General features: G+C 38.9%; 20 protein-coding genes. 9 read left to right on the top strand and 11 right to left on the bottom strand.

Annotation, left to right across the window (positions count from 1 at the left end):
- Positions 1-17: 17 nt before the first annotated feature.
- Positions 18-254, bottom strand: a complete 237-nt coding sequence (locus C7N65_RS08185) for a hypothetical protein (protein WP_232167599.1) — start codon at positions 252-254, stop codon at positions 18-20.
- 288 nt (positions 255-542) lie between these two features.
- Between C7N65_RS08185 and C7N65_RS08180 the strand changes: the two genes are divergently transcribed.
- From C7N65_RS08180 to C7N65_RS08145, 8 genes are all read left to right on the top strand, one after another.
- Positions 543-848, top strand: a complete 306-nt coding sequence (locus C7N65_RS08180; protein WP_105993990.1) for a TM2 domain-containing protein — start codon at positions 543-545, stop codon at positions 846-848.
- A gap of 104 nt (positions 849-952) precedes the next feature.
- Positions 953-1,759, top strand: a complete 807-nt coding sequence (locus C7N65_RS08175) for a metallophosphoesterase (RefSeq protein WP_105993989.1) — start codon at positions 953-955, stop codon at positions 1,757-1,759.
- 12 nt (positions 1,760-1,771) lie between these two features.
- Positions 1,772-2,101 (top strand): hypothetical protein, encoded by a 330-nt coding sequence (locus tag C7N65_RS08170; RefSeq protein ID WP_105993988.1) that lies wholly within the window; start codon positions 1,772-1,774, stop codon positions 2,099-2,101.
- Positions 2,102-2,456: 355 nt separating this feature from the next.
- The gene (locus C7N65_RS08165) at positions 2,457-3,578 is read left to right on the top strand and encodes a M23 family metallopeptidase (protein WP_105993987.1); all 1,122 of its coding nucleotides are present in this window, start codon (positions 2,457-2,459) and stop codon (positions 3,576-3,578) included.
- A 193-nt stretch (positions 3,579-3,771) separates the two neighbouring features.
- Positions 3,772-5,079, top strand: a complete 1,308-nt coding sequence (locus C7N65_RS08160) for a CitMHS family transporter (RefSeq protein WP_105993986.1) — start codon at positions 3,772-3,774, stop codon at positions 5,077-5,079.
- A 170-nt stretch (positions 5,080-5,249) separates the two neighbouring features.
- Positions 5,250-5,918: a zinc ribbon domain-containing protein gene (locus C7N65_RS08155; RefSeq protein ID WP_105993985.1), complete on the top strand. Its 669-nt coding sequence runs from the start codon at positions 5,250-5,252 to the stop codon at positions 5,916-5,918.
- Between the two features lie 289 nt (positions 5,919-6,207).
- Complete coding sequence (locus C7N65_RS08150) at positions 6,208-7,098, top strand: TPM domain-containing protein (protein WP_158698112.1); 891 nt, start codon at positions 6,208-6,210, stop codon at positions 7,096-7,098.
- Positions 7,088-7,960: a TPM domain-containing protein gene (locus C7N65_RS08145; RefSeq protein ID WP_105993983.1), complete on the top strand. Its 873-nt coding sequence runs from the start codon at positions 7,088-7,090 to the stop codon at positions 7,958-7,960. Before C7N65_RS08150 ends, C7N65_RS08145 begins: the two co-directional genes overlap by 11 nt.
- Positions 7,961-8,079: 119 nt before the next feature.
- Here the strand turns inward: C7N65_RS08145 and C7N65_RS08140 are convergent, their stop codons facing one another.
- The 5 genes from C7N65_RS08140 to C7N65_RS08120 form a co-directional block, all read right to left on the bottom strand.
- The gene (locus C7N65_RS08140; protein WP_105993982.1) at positions 8,080-8,556 is read right to left on the bottom strand and encodes a thioesterase family protein; all 477 of its coding nucleotides are present in this window, start codon (positions 8,554-8,556) and stop codon (positions 8,080-8,082) included.
- Between the two features lie 3 nt (positions 8,557-8,559).
- The gene (locus tag C7N65_RS08135) at positions 8,560-9,528 is read right to left on the bottom strand and encodes a 3-hydroxyacyl-CoA dehydrogenase NAD-binding domain-containing protein (protein ID WP_105993981.1); all 969 of its coding nucleotides are present in this window, start codon (positions 9,526-9,528) and stop codon (positions 8,560-8,562) included.
- A gap of 1 nt (position 9,529) precedes the next feature.
- Entirely contained in the window at positions 9,530-10,417 is an 888-nt protein-coding gene (locus tag C7N65_RS08130; protein ID WP_105993980.1) for a 3-keto-5-aminohexanoate cleavage protein, read from the bottom strand.
- 165 nt (positions 10,418-10,582) lie between these two features.
- Entirely contained in the window at positions 10,583-11,113 is a 531-nt protein-coding gene (locus C7N65_RS08125) for a TetR/AcrR family transcriptional regulator (protein ID WP_105993979.1), read from the bottom strand.
- Positions 11,114-11,198: 85 nt separating this feature from the next.
- The gene (locus tag C7N65_RS08120) at positions 11,199-11,957 is read right to left on the bottom strand and encodes a sulfite exporter TauE/SafE family protein (protein ID WP_105994091.1); all 759 of its coding nucleotides are present in this window, start codon (positions 11,955-11,957) and stop codon (positions 11,199-11,201) included.
- 292 nt (positions 11,958-12,249) lie between these two features.
- Here C7N65_RS08120 and C7N65_RS08115 point away from each other — a divergent pair, with 292 nt between their 5' ends.
- The gene (locus C7N65_RS08115; RefSeq protein WP_105993978.1) at positions 12,250-13,272 is read left to right on the top strand and encodes a DUF418 domain-containing protein; all 1,023 of its coding nucleotides are present in this window, start codon (positions 12,250-12,252) and stop codon (positions 13,270-13,272) included.
- A gap of 131 nt (positions 13,273-13,403) precedes the next feature.
- On the opposite strand, the gene C7N65_RS08110 is transcribed toward C7N65_RS08115, so the two are convergent.
- From C7N65_RS08110 to C7N65_RS08090, 5 genes are all read right to left on the bottom strand, one after another.
- Positions 13,404-14,237, bottom strand: a complete 834-nt coding sequence (locus C7N65_RS08110; RefSeq protein WP_105993977.1) for an energy-coupling factor transporter transmembrane component T family protein — start codon at positions 14,235-14,237, stop codon at positions 13,404-13,406.
- The gene (locus tag C7N65_RS08105) at positions 14,230-15,936 is read right to left on the bottom strand and encodes an ABC transporter ATP-binding protein (protein ID WP_105993976.1); all 1,707 of its coding nucleotides are present in this window, start codon (positions 15,934-15,936) and stop codon (positions 14,230-14,232) included. The genes C7N65_RS08110 and C7N65_RS08105 overlap by 8 nt, the downstream gene beginning before the upstream one ends.
- A 58-nt stretch (positions 15,937-15,994) precedes the next feature.
- On the bottom strand, positions 15,995-16,549 hold the full coding sequence (locus C7N65_RS08100) for an ECF-type riboflavin transporter substrate-binding protein (RefSeq protein ID WP_105993975.1): 555 nt from the start codon (positions 16,547-16,549) through the stop codon (positions 15,995-15,997).
- A gap of 19 nt (positions 16,550-16,568) precedes the next feature.
- Positions 16,569-17,420 carry an S-adenosyl-l-methionine hydroxide adenosyltransferase family protein gene (locus C7N65_RS08095; RefSeq protein ID WP_105993974.1) on the bottom strand — a complete coding sequence of 284 codons (852 nt, stop codon included), beginning with the start codon at positions 17,418-17,420 and terminating at the stop codon, positions 16,569-16,571.
- 196 nt (positions 17,421-17,616) lie between these two features.
- Positions 17,617-17,943, bottom strand: a complete 327-nt coding sequence (locus C7N65_RS08090) for a PH domain-containing protein (protein WP_105993973.1) — start codon at positions 17,941-17,943, stop codon at positions 17,617-17,619.
- Positions 17,944-17,975: the final 32 nt, after the last annotated feature.

Here is a 17,975-nt window from a genome sequence, read left to right as displayed (position 1 = left end):
ACTGCTTCCACATCATGTTATGAATGTAAGACATGATGAACAGTGGCAATGAACACATCTTTAGAATAAAAATGTCGTTTATCGCCTCTTGGAAAGAAAGGCACTATTGAGCCCTCCTCTATCCACTTTTCTAAAAGGGTTAAAGGAAAGCCAGCCTCCACCAATTCGTCTTCATCAGTAATCAGCTGATCCCAAGCAAAATCAATATCTCTAAGATCTACCGTACTTTCTGAAGTCAAAGATTGTTCCAACATATCACCCTTTCTTCTCATAGTGTTTATGGATAGAGGGCGTCAGCTGGAAGAGACCTACAGGGCACTAACTCTCCATAATACGATACCCGTATAATATTAAAATAATTAGAATTATAAATATTTAAATACCAAAAGTTGTTCAAGTATAACTAAATGATAAGGTTGTTATTTTTTTCGCTAGAATTTTATTGCAAACTGATTATATGGACGTATGTGGTCCACCTCGTAGTCTATAGTAGTCTTAACTAATTGAATTAGTGACTTTGATGAGAGGATGGGTTGATATTAATGGATTTGCAAGAGAAAAGCTATATTGAATCGCAAGTTGAAGCTAAGTCTAAAAAAGGTGTAATTGCTTATGTACTGCTAGTGATTTTTGGCGGTATAGGTGCACATCGCTTTTATTTTGGAAAGGTAGGTTCAGGTGTTGGTCTGCTTATTTTAACTTTGACGACTGTGTGGTTTACAGCTGGTATTCCTACGTTGATTTGGATGATTGTGGATGCGTTCTTAATTCCAGGTTGGATAGAAAGAGATAGAAATAAAGTGCGACAAGATGTAGAGCATGAAGTTAGAGTAATGAGAGGCGCATAATTTCAAAGCTGAGTTTAATGGGTTCCCATTACTCAGTTTTTTTATTTATTCGGACAAAATATGAGATAATATACTTCAATCTTATTTGGAAGCGGGTGACAGACATGAGAATCGGAACCATATCAGATTTACATATAGATCGGCCATCAGATTATACTGAAGATGAATATGCAAAACATTTAGCATTGCTGGTGCAGCAAGCACAGTTGGATATGTTGATAATTGCGGGTGATATCTCTAATCACTATCAAAAGTCTTATGCGTTTGTGAAACAGATGAAGGCTTTGACAGGGATTGATATTCGCTTTATTCCGGGTAATCATGATTATTGGTCGCCTGAAGGACAGTCTACTAAGGATATTCATGCATTCTTCTTAAATCAGCCTGAACAGTTGATGGGACGTCCTTATATCATTAATGATGAATGGGCAATTGTAGGCAACAGCGGCTGGTATGATTATAGTTATGCGAACCCTAAATATTCATTAGAACATTTGGAACGCCGCCGTTTTAAAGGTGCCACGTGGCAAGATAAAGTTCATGTGAATTGGGGAATGTCTGATATTGAAGTATCGCGCAAAGCGGCAGAATTAGCTGAAAAAGATCTGCGCCAAGTAGGTCGCCGCAATATCATTTTAGTCACGCATGTAGTGACAGACCCGAGTTTCAAAGTCCCTATGCCGCATCGTATTTTTGATTATTTCAATGCGTATATCGGCACTTCTGACTTTGAACCCTTCTATCAACGTTATCCGATTCACTGTAGTTTGATGGGGCATGTTCATTTTCGAGGTGAAATATTGAAAAACGGGGTACAATACAAATGTGTATCTTTAGGTTACTTTAGAGAATGGCGTTCAAAAGATATAGATAAAGAAATGCGTCATGCTTTGAAAATTATAGAAATATAGAGGAGCAGAACAATGGAGGATTTCTTAAGCTTTGCTTGGAATATATTAATTATTGCTTTCTTTGTGCCATATTTTCTCATTGCGGTCGGCGGGATGGGTGTTTGTATCGTGAAGTTAACAAAAATGTATCAAGCACGCTTCAGCCGTATCTTTGAAAAGTATGATAATCAAGGAAGTTTGTACTATTCAATTTTAGTCATTTCGATTGGTTTAGCATTCATCTCATTTATTTTACCGTTTTATTTAGCAGCACAATTTTTAGGTAATGCCTTGTTGTTTATATTTTTCCTAATCGGTCTCTACTTTATTTTTAAAAGGTACAAGAAGCGAAAGCAGTCTTAGCTTTTTGTGCCTTTTTGTTGTACATTTTACTGAAATAAAGTTGTAAGTTTAATCAATTTCAGGGTGGGAAAATCAAAACCATGTCTTTCAAACATACATAGAAACACGTCATTTTTTGTGTTAAACATTTCAATTTGATGATAAAGTTTTAACATACTTGCCTCAAAAAGGTGCCGTTTATCCTATCTTCACAATGCTTACAACTTAGTAATAGTCCGGTAATTATATTACATGCAAAATACATTTGTTTACAAAATAGTTGTACGTCTTTATTTAGTGAACGACCCGTGTTACCTTTACTCTTGTAATTTTGATTTATCGAAAAAAATTCTAAGGACGGGAGTTAGTTTACATTATGAATAAATTAGTCACAGCTACTATTGTAGGTTTGGGAGTTTCATCAGTAGGATTCATCACCCATCACGCAGATGCGGCTGAAAATAATCAAGCAGCACCAGCACAAGCGCAATCACAATCACAAGCACAAACGCAAACAGCAGATCAAACTAAAAGTTATTCATATGGCTCATACTTCACGAAAGATGCACAAGGCAACTACCACCACACATTGGATGGCAATTGGGACCAATCAATGTTCGACAATAAAGAATACCAATTTACATTAACTGATTCAGAGGGTGCAACACACTATTTCTATTTCCCTCAAAGTTTATTAAACCCTAACTATCAGCAAGACGATAATAACTATTCAGCAAATGTTTCAAACGAAGACGTACAAAAGAATGGTTATGATGTGAACCAAGCACCTTCATCAGAAGATATCGCAAATAATCCAAACAAAGCATCTGAAAACCAAAATGCTTCAAATGCACAATATGAAAACACATATAACCAAAATCAAGGACAAACAAACGCACCTGAACAAAATGCGACAGCAAATAACGGACAAAATGTTCAAGCAGCACAAGCACCAGCATCTCAAAACAATTCTGGTCAAGCGAATGTCGCACAAACTTCAGCACCGCAAGCAAATACTGGCGGTTCTACACAAGGTTCTGACCAAGCGCAGCAAACATCAGGCGACAGTGCACCAAGCACATCAGCTGACGGTGCAACTGCAGATGACGCAAGCTGGTTAACAAAACACCCTAAAATCCAACCGTATGGTCAATACCACGGCGGCGGTGCACACTATGGTGTAGACTATGGTATGCCTGAAAACACACCGGTTTACTCATTAACAGACGGTACAGTAACACAAGCTGGCTGGAGTAACTACGGCGGCGGCAACCAAGTTACAATCCAAGAGAAAAACAGCGACAATTACCAATGGTATATGCACATGAATAAATTAAATGTTCAAGAAGGTCAAGATGTGAGTGCCGGTGATCAAATCGGCTTATCTGGCAGCACTGGTAATTCAACTGCACCACACTTACACTTCCAACGCATGCAAGGTGGCGTAGGTAATCAATACAGTGTAAACCCAGACAGCTACATCAACAGCCAAGCATAAGACAAGTTTTAATTATCATTATTTAATACGTTATCTCTGGTCAAGGTTCCGGAGATAACGTATTTTTTATATTTTTATAGCACAAAATCCGCTTTTATTAATTTGAATATTCCGAAAACTTAATAGGTGTGATACAATATATCTGATTGTAAGCGATTGCCGACAATTAAATCATAATTAAAGGGGACACATCATGAATTTAGCACTATTAGGATTTGTTATGATTATTGTTTTTATGGCATTGATCATGAGCAGGAAAATGTCAGCGCTGGTCGCATTAATTATTGTGCCAGTTGTATTCGGATTAGTTGGGGGATTTTATGACACTTTAGGAAAAGATATTATTAAAGGATTAACGACTGTTGCGCCGACAGGGATTATGCTGGTGTTTGCGATTTTATACTTCGGCGTAATGATTGATGCGGGATTATTCAATCCGGTTATCAGCGTTATTATGAAAGGGGTTAAAGGCGCCCCTGTTAAAATAACGATCGGTACAGTAGCGCTAGCATCCATTGTTGCTTTAGACGGAGACGGTACAACAACGTTTATTATTACCGTAACAGCTATGCTGCCGCTGTATAAGAAAATGGGTATGAATCCATACATATTATCAACTTTAGCATTATTATCAATCGGTGTGATGAATATGACACCTTGGGGCGGACCTACTGCACGTGCGATTTCAGCGCTGCAATTAACAACAGAAGAGGTCTTTACACCTTTGATTCCTGTCATGATTGCAGGGATTATCTTCGCATTTTGTGCTGCTTATGTCTTAGGAAAGAGAGAACGCAAACGTGTAGGGATTAAAAATCATTTGTCTCTGACATTAGAAGAAATGCATGTTTCTAACGAAAAGGATGAAGATGAAATTGCATTGCTGCGACCAAAACTCACAATCGTGAATACGTTTCTGACATTCGCATTGTTAGTCGCGTTAATCACCGACTTCTTGCCGATTCCGGTACTCTTTATGCTTGGCTTTGCCATTGCGTTAATTATCAACTATCCAAAACTGCAAGTACAAGCTGATTTAGTGAAACGCCATGCAGGCAATATTTTAGCTGTAGTCAGTTTAGTGTTTGCGTCTGGTGTATTCACAGGTGTAATGAGCGGAACGAAAATGGTAGACCATATGGCAAGTGCACTTGTGCATATTGTTCCGGATGCAATGGGAAATCACTTTGCATTGTTGACTGCACTTTTGAGCATGCCTTTCACATACTTTATGGCAAATGATCCGTTCTACTATGGTATCTTGCCGATTCTTGCGGAATCTGCACAACAATTCGGAGTAACTAAAGCCATGATGGCCAGAGCCTCTATCTTAGGTCAGCCGGTACATGTATTAAGTCCGTTATATGCGGCAGGTTATTTGCTTGTCGGTATGATTGGTATTGATTACGGTACAAACCAGAAAATGGTATTGAAATGGGCTGTCGGTTCTTCTTTATGTATGATTATTGTTGCGTGTATCATTGGTGTGCTGGCGTTTTAACCCTATCTATAAATCAAAATGTTTTACGTGAAACTTCAAACACTTCAGGAAACTGAGGTGTTTTTTTATTTGTCATTTGAAAATTTACAGTTTCTTAAAACTGTTATTGTAGAAAACTTTCTGAAAGTTGAATATAATTGAGTTGCAAAAGTTTTGTCGGGGGATAGAATATGAAGAAAATCTGTACAACATGTAAAAATAAATTGAACTCAAATGAAAAATATTGTACAAACTGCGGAACAGCGGCATCGCACAATCAATTTTCTCGTTCGGATATCTTGCATTATAAACAAGATAACAGCAACTTGAAGACATTCGTATGGTGCAGTGTACTCGTTGTGGTATTCTTAGCTCTGATTGCAGGCTTAATCTATTGGTTTTTCGTATTTTGTTCAAACCAGATCGGACAAGCACAGCCGAAAGCATCTGCTTTGCCGAAAACACATAAGGTTAATGTAGATGTGAACTCAGCGCAATTCAGCCAAGGTTATATGCATACACCTAATACAGAGGGGTATGAAGGATTTGAACTAGGTGAAAGTAAAAATGGAATAGAGAAAGAATACGGCATCTCTGAAGGTACGAAGACAATTGATGGGAATAAAGCAGAATTATACGGTGATATTGGTGTCAGCTACAATAAGGATAATAAAGTCGATCATGTGTATGTGGTTCCGGATAAAATGACTAAAGACGCATTTACAGATTTCCACAACGCTCCAGATGAAATTTCGAACGGCATTTGGTATTACGATTTAGATAAGTCCAACGGTTTTACTATCAAAGCCTATACATCTAAACATCACATAGAAGCCATCGAAAACATCACGCAAAGATAACAATAGAGGGAATAAATCAATCATATCAGCGCCTTGAACACAGAACAGTTCGAGGTGCTTTTATTATGGCGGGTCAGACTTCCGTTTGTCTGAAGGAAGTGCGTAGGGTGTCTTAACCAAACGCTTTCTATGCTATTTACTCAAGGAATTAATACTTTTTATTTCGTACAAATGATTAATTAATTGTAAATTTAAAATAAATCATACTATTTAGATAAGTATTTTGGTAAACTATTTTATTGTATAGATGAATTGCATTAAGAAATTTGTAGTAAAGTGTGGGAAGTGTATGAAAAAGAAAATATACATAGTCATAGGGTTTGTGCTGATAAGTATTTTAACTTTTGCATCACCACTCTTCGCAATCACACAACCCTTGCCAGAATTGAATCGAGACCACTTGTTTATTCAAGATCATGCCCATCTGTTAAGTGATGATGAAATTAAAGAAATGAATGACTTGGGTAAAAAGCTTGAACGAGAAACAGGTATTGAAATGTTGATGGTTACTATGGATCAAGTAGAAGAACCTAGACGTGATTATGCACTGCGTTTATTACGCGGATATGGTGTAGGTAAGAAAGACATTAATAACGGGATAGTAATATTTTTAACTTTAGATGAGAAAAATGGTGCATTAGACCGAGGGATAGAAATTCAAATCGGCTATGGTTTGGAAGGTTATTTCACGGATGCCAGGGTGGGGGCTATTATAGATGATTATGGTCTTCAAGATTTAAAGAAAGGCAACTATAACACAGGTCTTAAGAATATTTATCGTGCCATGTATGACAGGAGCCAAACCGGCTATAAATATACTGATAAAAATGCACCGCTCTCTGATAGTATAGCGGCTAAATGGCATTTTTTAACACAGCGCAGTTCCAGTTTTTATTGGGGACGTATTAAAGAGTTGCTGCTGTTTTTCCTTTTGGGTATTCTTTATCCATTATTTGCTTTGTTTGTAGGTATTTTAACTACAAAAGATGATGATGATCACAAAGGTGGCAAAAGCGGAGGCGGACGCCCATCTGATACGAACTATTATGGAGGCTTTGGAAGTATTGGTGATACAGGGACTTCAGCTGGTTATTCATCCGGTTCATCTGGCGGATTCTCTGGAGGCGGCGGCTTTGGCGGCGGTTCCGGCGGCGGAGGAGGTGCTGGCCGTGGTTTCTAAAAATATATTGAGAGTGCTCATGATCACATTTGTGTTAGGAATGGGAACAACGTATATCTCTAGCAGTGAAACAGAGTATAAACCATTACCGATGCTCAATGAAGACCATATTTATGTACAAGATAATGCACATATTTTGACTAGAGATCAAATTAATCATCTTCAAAAGCATTCAAGTGAGAATAGGTATAACTATGATTTAATGGTTGTGACTGAGAAAGACTTAGAAGGCAGCAAGCCTGAAAAATATGCTAAACGTATTTATGAAGCTTATCAATTAGGCCTCTATCATTCTGGTGATTTTACCGAACCTATTAATGCTGCGGTTATTCTATTTAACGAAGCATCACCTGATTCGGTCACAATTTATGCTGACCAGCAGCTTAAACATTATTTTACAAAGCGTAAAACCAAAGCGCTGGTTAAGCAGACCGCTGAAGAAGCTTTCGAAAATAAACAATATGGTCAAGGTCTGGTAAGACTCTACGATAAAGTAGAAGAAGAAATCCCTGTGGGTATTGATAAAGCTGAAGAAAAAGGTCATACACTTCCAAAGTTTGAATATCGAAATGAGCCCACAGCTGCAGAAAAGTTATCTGCTGCGTTTTGGGGCTTTATCAGAAATGGTACATGGTTCGGTGCTATTACGGGAACACTTATCCTGTTAACTTCTTTTTTATCAAGCGGAAAAGGAAAAGCAAAAGAAGAAAAACAAGATACACATTCAAGACTTAAGAGAATGCGAAAACTATCTAAGAAGCGTGCTAAGCTTAGAGAAAAACGTAACGAAGAACGAAAAGAATCAGGTAAATTGCATGGCAGTGATAAAAAATACCCCAACTCCATGCGTAATTATAAATAATATTAACAAGCAAAAAGGTTCCACACAGCTTTTCATTAAGCCAGTGGAACCTTTTAATCTATATATTATCACCAAAGGGTGTTAAGCAAATTGTGATATTAATCTATTCGATCGTTTTATTATTTACGTCTGATACCAATTTGACGACCGAGTTCTTTAGGTTGTTCTAATCCTTCTTTATCTACAAGTTCAGCTTCTTTTTCAATATTTTGTGCGATGTCTTCAGGGAATGGGGCAGGACGTCCTGAGTTGGTATCAATGCCCATCAACATTACTTCATATGTGGCACAGATATCTTCTGCTTGATCATATAAAGTCATGAAGACATGAAGACGTTTCGCATCATGGTCAATGAGTTGTACGGCTACTGCTAAATCTTCGCCTTTATTGACTTCTTTTTGGTACGTTTCATGATTTTCTAAAGTGAATACAGTGTATTGGCGGCGTTCGATTTCTGATTCGCTTAAACCAACGTGTGCCAGGTATGCATCTGTCGCATTACTGAAGACGCGGTTGTATTCCGCATCGTTCATGTGATTGTTATGATCTAGCCACTCGTCTTTGACTGTTGTTTGATAAGTGAATAAACGCGTCATGATTTAGACCTCCGTAGATTGAGGTTGGCGTTTTTTCATACCTGGTGTTTCAGTAGGCCAATATTCTTCTGCAAGTTTTTTCACTCTTACTAAGAATTCATTACGTTTTTGGTCAAGTTCTGACATTGTGTAGCCTTGTGAACTTGTTTCGCAGCCTTCTACAACTGCATTGTATAAATCAGTAGTAAGTTCTGGTGCTACTAATTTTGTCCATGGTTTTTTCAATGCTGGACCGAATTGTTTTAACATATGACGCATACCGCCGTTGCCGCCTGCTAAATGGAATGTCATGAATGGACCATATTGTGCATAGCGTAAACCAGCTGCGTGTGTGAAGGCTTTATCAACTTCTTCAGTTGTCGCAATACCTTCGTTAACAATGTGTAATGATTCGCGCCATAATGCTTCCATCAGACGGTCAGCAATATGTCCTTCGATTTCATTACGGACATGAAGCACATCCATACCGATGTCTTCGTACATTTCTTCTGCTTTGACTACAATGTCTTCAGAAGTTTCTTTGCCTGGTACAATTTCAACTAGAGGCAAGATATATACAGGGTGGAATGGGTGAGCTACAACAAGGCGTTCTGGATGTTTTAAGCCTTCTTGCAGTTCAGTCGGCATAATCCCTGAAGTACTTGAACCGATAATTGCGTCAGGGCGTGCGTACGTGTCGATTTCTTTCAGTACGCTTGCTTTGATTTCTTCTACTTCCGGCACGTTTTCTTGGATTAAGTCTGCATCTTTCACAGCTTCATCTAAATGCGGTGTGAAAGTAAGATTATCAATAGACGCATTTTCTGCTAGGCCCATTTCTTCTGCGTAAGGCCAATTTTGTTTGATTTGTGCCATCATTGCTTCTTGTGCGCCTTCGCCTGGATCAGTTGCGATCACTTCGTGACCGTGTGCTAACATACGTGTAATCCAGCCGCTGCCGATGACACCTGTTCCAACTACTGCAAATTTCATTTTACTTGTCTCCTTTAGGTTGTTTTAAGTTATATTTTTCACGTGCTTCTTGCGGTGTCATAGGTTCCATATCGATACCTTTTAAGATTTCAACCGCTTTTTCTACTAATGCTTCGTTTGTCGCTTTAACACCTTTTGATAAGTAGATGTTATCTTCTAAGCCGACACGTACGTTGCCGCCGCGTTTAGCTGCTTCTTCAACTGTAGGCAACTGCATTTTACCGATACCGAATGCTGACCAATGCGCATTTTCTGGTAAGCGTGTTTTGAAGTATTCGATAGTTTCCGCATCATTATCTGCACCCCATGGAATACCTAGGCAGAATTGATACATAGGTTCGCCTTCGATTAAACCTTCTGAAACTAATTGGTTCGCAAAACGGATATGTCCGCTATCGAAACATTCTAATTCTGGTTTAACACCTGCATCTTTGATTAATTGAGCTTGACGGCGCAACCAATCTGTCGGGCTGATATAAACCATATCTCCGAAGTTGACACTGCCGCAGTCTAGTGTACAAATTTCTGGAAGAAGTTCGCCTACCGGCTCATGACGTTCATCTGGTGTTTGGATATCTGAACCTTCGCCTGCTTGATAAGGGTTTTGCATATTCGGGATGAAGTCGCCGCCTCCGCCTGCAGTAATATTGATAACAATGTCTTCATCTGCTTCGCGGATTAAACGAACAGCTTCTCTATATAATTCTACGTCGTGACTTACGCCGCCTGTTTCTGGATCTCTTGCGTGAATATGTGCAACTGTTGCACCTGCACGTGCACATTTAATTGCAGAATCCGCAATTTCTTGAGGCGTTACGGGTACGTTTTTGTTTTTTTCTGTAGTATCGCCAGCACCTGTAATTGCTGCTGTAATCATAACTTTTTTCATTGACACGATTCCCTCCGAGTTTTTTATTTTTTCGAGTGGTCATTTCTTCAACGTTGATTAGTGTACCAACTAGACGGTTTTATTTCAACCCTATTGCTTAAGAAAAATAAAAAAAGAAGGACTCCTTCTTTGAGAGCCCTTCATGATAAGGATTAAACCGATTTTTTATTTTGAACTTAATGCTTTCAGACGATCTAAAACAGCTTCGCGCATCTCGTCATCGATAGATGTTAGACCGAAAATATCAGAAAGCCATAGACCATCGACAGCTAAACGATAAATTGTTGCGTCTACTGGATCTAAACCATCTGCTTGTATATGGTCTTGCCATTCTTGATAGGTTGCTTGCAGCGGCGCAAGCAAATTACGATCGTTGCCTTGTGCTGCTAAGATAGCTGAAGTCACCGCTTTGTTTTCTTGACGATGTTTGCGTGTCGCTTCGATAAATGCTTGAAGCCATTTGCCTTGCTGGTCTCCATCTACATAACTTCTGACATTCTCTCGATAGAGTTCATTCGCATGATCGACTAAACCTTGAATCAAAGCTTGTTTGTTATTGAAATGATATAATAATCCGCCTTTGCTGACTTCGGCACGCTGTGCCACTGCATCTAACGTTAAGGCACTCACACCTCGTTCATTAACTATATCGGCTGCTGCACGTAATAACATATCTCGTTTTTGATGCTTCGCCATAATTTCACCGCTTTCTATTTTGATGGGTCATTTACATGTCGTTATTATTTATTTTAGCTTACTTCGTCAGAGAGACAAGCTAAACCTAAAAGAGTAATTGGATAACTGCGAGGATAATGAGCAGACTGATAATCCATTTCTGTACAAAGTTCGGCAATTTGCGGCCGACCATTAAACCAATCGGTGCGAAACAGACACTGCCGATAATTAAGAACATCGCATTGCCTAAGGGTACATATCCTTGAACCAGTTTGACTAAAAAGGCACCGATAGAAGAAATGAATGCGATGACTATGCTGTTTGCGACTACCGTATTCATAGGCAGTTTAAATAAAGCCAGTAAGACAGGAATGATAATAAATGCACCGCCGGCACCGATAATACCTGATACAACACCGATACATAATCCGACAATCATCAGTAAATAAGGATTGAAATGAATATTGGCTTCTGCACGAGGCTGGACTTTAATAACCATTAAGACTAAAGCTAGCAAAGCAATACAGATATACACACCATTGATGACAGGTGTAGTCAAAAGGTTGGTGAAGATTGCGCCGATAATACTGCCTGTGACCATACCGCCGCCCATATAAAAGACAAGAGACGGATGAAACTCAGGCTTGCGTATCGCACTTAATGAACCGCTCAATGTACTGAATAGTACTTGGCTTGAAGTTAAACCGGATGCGATATATGCACTATACTCCGGTGTACCGAACAACGGCGGAAGCAATAATATAGCAGGATAGATAATGATCGCACCGCCGATACCTGCAAGTCCTGATATAAATCCGCCGAACACACCAATCAATAGCATTAACACTACATGAATTAAAGTCATCGCTGCCAACCTCTGCACACCATTTTCATCATACGCCTCCAACAATCTCTTCATTCTTACATAAATTCAAGTCATTATGCAGTAACAATTTAATTATAGAGTAAAAGGTCAAATCCGAACAAACGTGTCGACATTACACATACTGACCTTAAACCAAAAGAGAACTTACAACTTTGTCACTTCATGTCATATCAAATCACTACTTTTAAAAAAGATACTGGTAGTATAAGGCACAGGGTTGAAACACCAGCCCTTTAATTTTAAAGAGAAAAGTGTGAGGAGCAGAAAGATTTTGAAACAAATAACAAAAAGAATTGATGAGTTGGACTACTTACGAGGTTTTGCGCTGTTAGGTATTATTTTAGTGAATGTATACGCAATTATGCATGTCATCCCAGATTTTTCACAAGCAGATATTGCCTATCAAAAGTTTCTAGATATTTTTATTGAGAATAAGTTTTTTGCGATATTTACGTTCCTATTTGGTATAGGCTTTTATATTTTCATGAATCGCGCAGCACAAAAGAATAAACATCCCTATATAGTCTATATACGACGTATAGTATTGCTGGGTATTTTCGGTTATTTTCATATGCAATTGCAGCCAGGAGAAGCATTACTGATCTATGCGGTATTCGGCGTTATATTAATCCCATTCTATCGTTTCAATCGCTATTTCAATTTAGTATCAGGATTGCTGCTGCTTTTAGCTTGTGTTGTAATCGGAGATAAATTAATAATGGCGCTCGCGTATTTCATCTTAGGTTTAGCAACGGCACAATTTCAACTCATTCATAAGTTTCAAACCTTGCGCAAACAATGGGCTCTGTTGACTGCACTCTTTTTCGCATTTGCGATAGGGGCGCTGATCACATTGGAATATTATTACGTACTGCCTAACTTTGATTCATATAAAGCAGCCGGCGGTACACAATTGCAACAGTATCCAGAATTATGGAATGCATTCCACCATGCTATTGTCGCGACTTCTCCTTTATTGACGGGATTCTACGTACTATTCCTCCTGACTGTACTGAACACCCGAAAAGGTAGAAAACTCTTAAGCCCCCTTAAGTATTATGGACGGATGGCATTAACGAATTATATAGGACAGACTTTATTCCTTTATGCAGCAGGGCATTTGTTCTTCAGCCAAGGTATTCACTTAATACACACATTGATTTTATGCCTCATGATTTACTGCATCCAAATTGTCTTTAGTGTGGTTTGGTTGAAGTACTTCACACTTGGACCTTTAGAATATATTTGGAAACTTGGTACTTACCTTAAGCCAATACGGTTAATAAAGAAATAAGCTGATTGAAAACACCTTGAATTGTAGCGGTTCAAGGTGTTTTTTAGACTCTGAATATAAGTTGAGAATCATTTGATGGAGAAGCTATAAAAAATGAGAGGTCGTCTTTATAAGACAATCTCTCATTATTATTATATCCATGGATTATAGAAACGGCTGCCGTTCACAAAGAACAACAAGATAGTGATGACAAGCATGATTATCGCAAATAGCAAGATGATATAGTCATAGCCTCGGAAAGGTTCACTGACATACCAAGACCGTTTGCTTCTTGTGCCGAATTGACGGATTTCCATTGCGGTACTGATAGTATCGATACGTTCAATGCTGGTGAAAATCAAAGGTGTCGCAATATTAACTACACCTTTAATACGTTTCAATAAACCTGCCTTCTTGCTCATATCAAAGCCGCGTGCTTGCTGGGCTTGTGAAATACTGAAGTAAGTCTCTTGGATGTCTGGAATGTAACGCAGTGCCAGTGCAATTGCATAGCTGATTTTATAATTCACACCGATTTTATTTAAGCTTGATGCGAAGTGGCTCGGATGTGTTGTTAACAAGAACACCAATGCGAGCGGTACAGTACAAATGTATTTTAAACATAAGTTGAATAAGTAAAATAACTCTTGTGTTGTCAGGTTGAACCTGCCGATACCTTGCCAAAGCACAGTATTGCTTTTATAAAGTCTTACTCCGTAACTTGGATCGAACAGATAGACCGCAACAATGTTAATGATAGTGAAGAAGGCTATGAACTTCACCACAAAGCTGATTTGACGCCATTTGATACCTGAAACTTTAAAGATGACTAACGATAGAATACTCGTTGCGACTAAGAAGCGGGTATCATAAGTAGTCATTGCTGCCACACTGACTAGTAATAAGAATACTAATTTGACTGTCGCATTGACACGATGAATCGGACTTGAACCAGGCTGATAACCTAAAATTTGATGGTTACTCATGATGGCGCACCTTCTTTTCATAATTAATAAAGTGTTGTACTAAAGCTTGCGGTGAAGGGGCATCTATGATGTCTGCCAACTGGTAAAGCGATGTCTTGCGTAAAGCAGCGGTATTGCGTATTGCTTCATCCGCTAAAATATTTGTCGGAGTATCATCTGCGAGAATAGTACCTTGTGATACTACTAACGTGCGTTGTGTATATTCAGTCATTAAATGCATATCATGTGTAATCATCACAATCGTTTTGCCTGCTTCATTCAGCTTTTGCAAGAATGCCATCATTTCAGTATAGTGATAGAGGTCTTGGCCTGCTGTCGGTTCGTCTAAGATAATAATGGACGGGTCTAAGGCTAAAATCGAAGCGATAGTGACACGCTTTTTCTGACCGTAACTCAAGGCAGAGATCGGCCAGTTTCTGAAAGGATAGAGTCCGCACACTTTCAAGACATCATGTACGATGGTTTTGATTTGAGCTTCTTCAAAGTGACGCAGACGTAAACCTAAAGCGACTTCATCAAATATCATTTTTTGTGAAATCATGTGATTCGGATTTTGCATCACATAACCGATTTTTTGTGCACGTTCACTGATTGACAGTTGATCTAAGTTTTGACCTTTAAAGCTCATCGTACCGCTTGTATCCATGAAACCGCAGATAGCTTTTGCCAAACTGGATTTTCCGGCACCATTATGACCGACAATGCTCATCATTTCACTTTCGTAGAATGTCGCAGAAATCGATTTTAGGATTTGGTGGTCTCTGATACTGCTTGAAACATCAGACAATACAAGCAGAGGCTCTAAAGCTTTCTGTTGATGAGATGCTGCTTCTGGTTGATTTAACCATTGGTAAAGCGGTTGAGAGATGCTTGCTTTTGGAAGTTGATGGATATCAGACAATACAGGAAAGTCGGATAAGGGTGCTTGAGCATATTTTAATGTTGAAATATACAACGGTTCTCTAATACCGGCTTGTGCTAAAGTATCGCTTTTAAGCAATGCATCTGGTGTTGTATCTGCGATGATTTTACCGTCTTCAAATAAGATGACACGATCGAAGGTATCATCCAATGCTTCTTCTAAACGGTGTTCGACAATCAATATCGTTTTATCTCCCTTTTGATGAATAGATTCAATGATATCCATTGTTTCTTGACCAGCTTTCGGGTCTAAGTTTGCGAGAGGCTCATCAAATAACAAGATAGAAGAAGGGTGGACTAAGACACCGCCTAATGCGACACGCTGTTTTTGACCGCCAGACAAATCTTGCGGGCGTTTGCTAAGGTGATTAAAAATATTGACCTCTTTAGCACGCAGTTCGACTTCTTGTTTCATCTCTGATTGAGAGACGTTGTTGTTTTCTAAAATAAACGCCATATCTTCAGCAGCAGTTAACCCGATGAATTGATCATCAGTATCTTGCAGCACAGTACCTACGCGGTTAGAACGTTCAAGAAATGAATCATCTGACACAGAGATACCATTAATCGTCAGGCTGCCGCTTAACTCTCCATCTAATTTATAAGGGATGAGTCCGTTGATACAACTAATGAATGTCGACTTGCCGCTGCCGGAAGCACCTACAACGAGGACTTTCTCGCCTTGATAAATCTCGACGTTGATTTCTGATAACGTCGGATAAGCTTGGCTGTGATATTGAAAACTCACATTTTCAAATTGAATAATTGGGTGTGTCATAACGTATTCCTTTCTCTTTTCAATAATATGTATGAAGGGCAATGTGCCCTTATTGGTTTTATTCTTTATATAAACTGCCTTTTTTCACTTTTGTAGCCGCATAACCTTTCAGCAATAATGTACCGATGATGCCGACTGAAATAATGTTAAGCGAAGCGGAAATGATACCTTGTGTAAACACTTTATTTGCAGGTTCGCTGTAGATGACAATATCTAAAATCGGTGCGATGACCGCCCAGCATAAAATATTAGCGACAATTTGTGTTGCGTTGAAGAATACTATGTCTTTAACGTTGAATTTGCCGCCTTCAATATTTAATCTGCGACCGATCCATCCATAAATCAAACCGATAATGCCTGAACAAATAACCCAGCTCCACCATGCACTGCCGTACATTGTAAAGTCTTTAATCGCATGTCCGATTAAACCGATTAAGAGTCCGGCTAACGGACCGAATATTGCGGAAATCAATGCTAGGAATGCGTATGCAGTTTCAATATTTGTGTTAGGGAAGCCTGTAGGAATCACCACAAAGCGTCCTAAAATGACAAAGACTGCCGCTCCGATACCGATTGCGACAATCGTTTTGACTGAGATACCTTCTTTTTTCATGTTCTTATTCACCTCTGTATTATGCTAAATCCGGTGCTTTTGCGACTTCGATACGCCAATCATTCCCTGTACCGATGTGGTAGAGGTCTGAGAAGGAGTCTTGGTTGATTGCGACACCTAAATTGACGAGCGAGTTGACGTAAACTAACGGTTCTCCGATATTAACGTCCGCAAAAGAACGTACGAATTTCATGATGTTTTGATAGACTTTATTTTCATTGTTGTAAATCGTTACGATGAGGGCATCGCCATGATGGATATTGTTGTCTTTCAAGTAAGAAAGCGGGATGTTGGTCCATAGAGAGCCGAAGCGGATATCCAACACGTCGATATATCCGACAAGCTTGTCTTCTTCTTGTTTCGCATCGTTGATTGTTAGTTGCTGGATAGAATCAAGTTCAATCGGTTGTCCTAAATCTTCGAATTGAATTTGACCTGCAGCTAAACGTGCACCGTTATAAGCATAGATATCGCGGCCGTGGAACGTATGACTTTCTTCCGAATGTGGTAAACGGCTTTTCACTTCATCAATAGCGATGACAGCTTCAATACCTTCGTAATGTTTAATATGTGTAAGCGATCCGTTATCTGGTGTAATGATGTAGTGGCCAGATTGTGTAAGGCAGGCAATACTTCTGCGGTCACTGCCGACACCCGGGTCTACAACTGACACAAAGACTGTGCCTTTCGGCCAGTATTTAACGGTTTGGTACAGACGATAGGAAGCTACCCATATATCGTATGGCGGGATGTCATGTGTTAAGTCGCTGATAAAGATATCTTGGCTGACTGTACGTGCAACGCCCTTCATTGCACTGACTGCCCCGTCTCCAATCCCAAAGTCTGATTGTAAAATTAAATTATTGTTCATCCTTTTATTCTCTCCTCTAGTGTATTAGTCTGCAGATGAAAGCAACTGTCGTTTCTGAAAAGTCAGAAAATTGTGAAGTGTATGCTAATATTATTATTTTCTTATATAGAAGTCAATGACTTTTGCAAACATTATTTGTTTTTGCAGGAAATAGAAAACCAAGCTGCTCAATTTAACAGCTTGGCCTCTATCTATCTTATTGAATTTGTGCTATTACATAGTCTTTAAAGCTTTCAGCGTCGGCTTTGTTGAAGTCGGTTAATTTAAATGTACCGATTTCAAACGTTAAGTTCAATGTATCGTCTTTAAGTTCAATGGCTTTGATTTCATTATAAGCGATATTACGGTAATAGAATTCTCCTGCCATATCTACATTTAAAATCAGACGTTCATTCGTTGCGACATACGCTGCTTCAAAGATTTTGATTTCACCATTCATCGGATAACCCATTTTACCTGAGACTGAAGCTTGCTGCGATTCAGTAGGGAACAGGTCATCAGGATTTACTTTATCTAAAATCATAAGCTACCTCGCTTAATTAATATTACCTAGGA

Source organism: Staphylococcus simulans (assembly GCF_002994445.1).
Classification (GTDB): Bacteria; Bacillota; Bacilli; order Staphylococcales; family Staphylococcaceae; genus Staphylococcus; species Staphylococcus simulans_B.
Note: the sequence above shows the minus strand (reverse complement) of the source record. Positions and strands in the feature narration are given on the sequence as shown.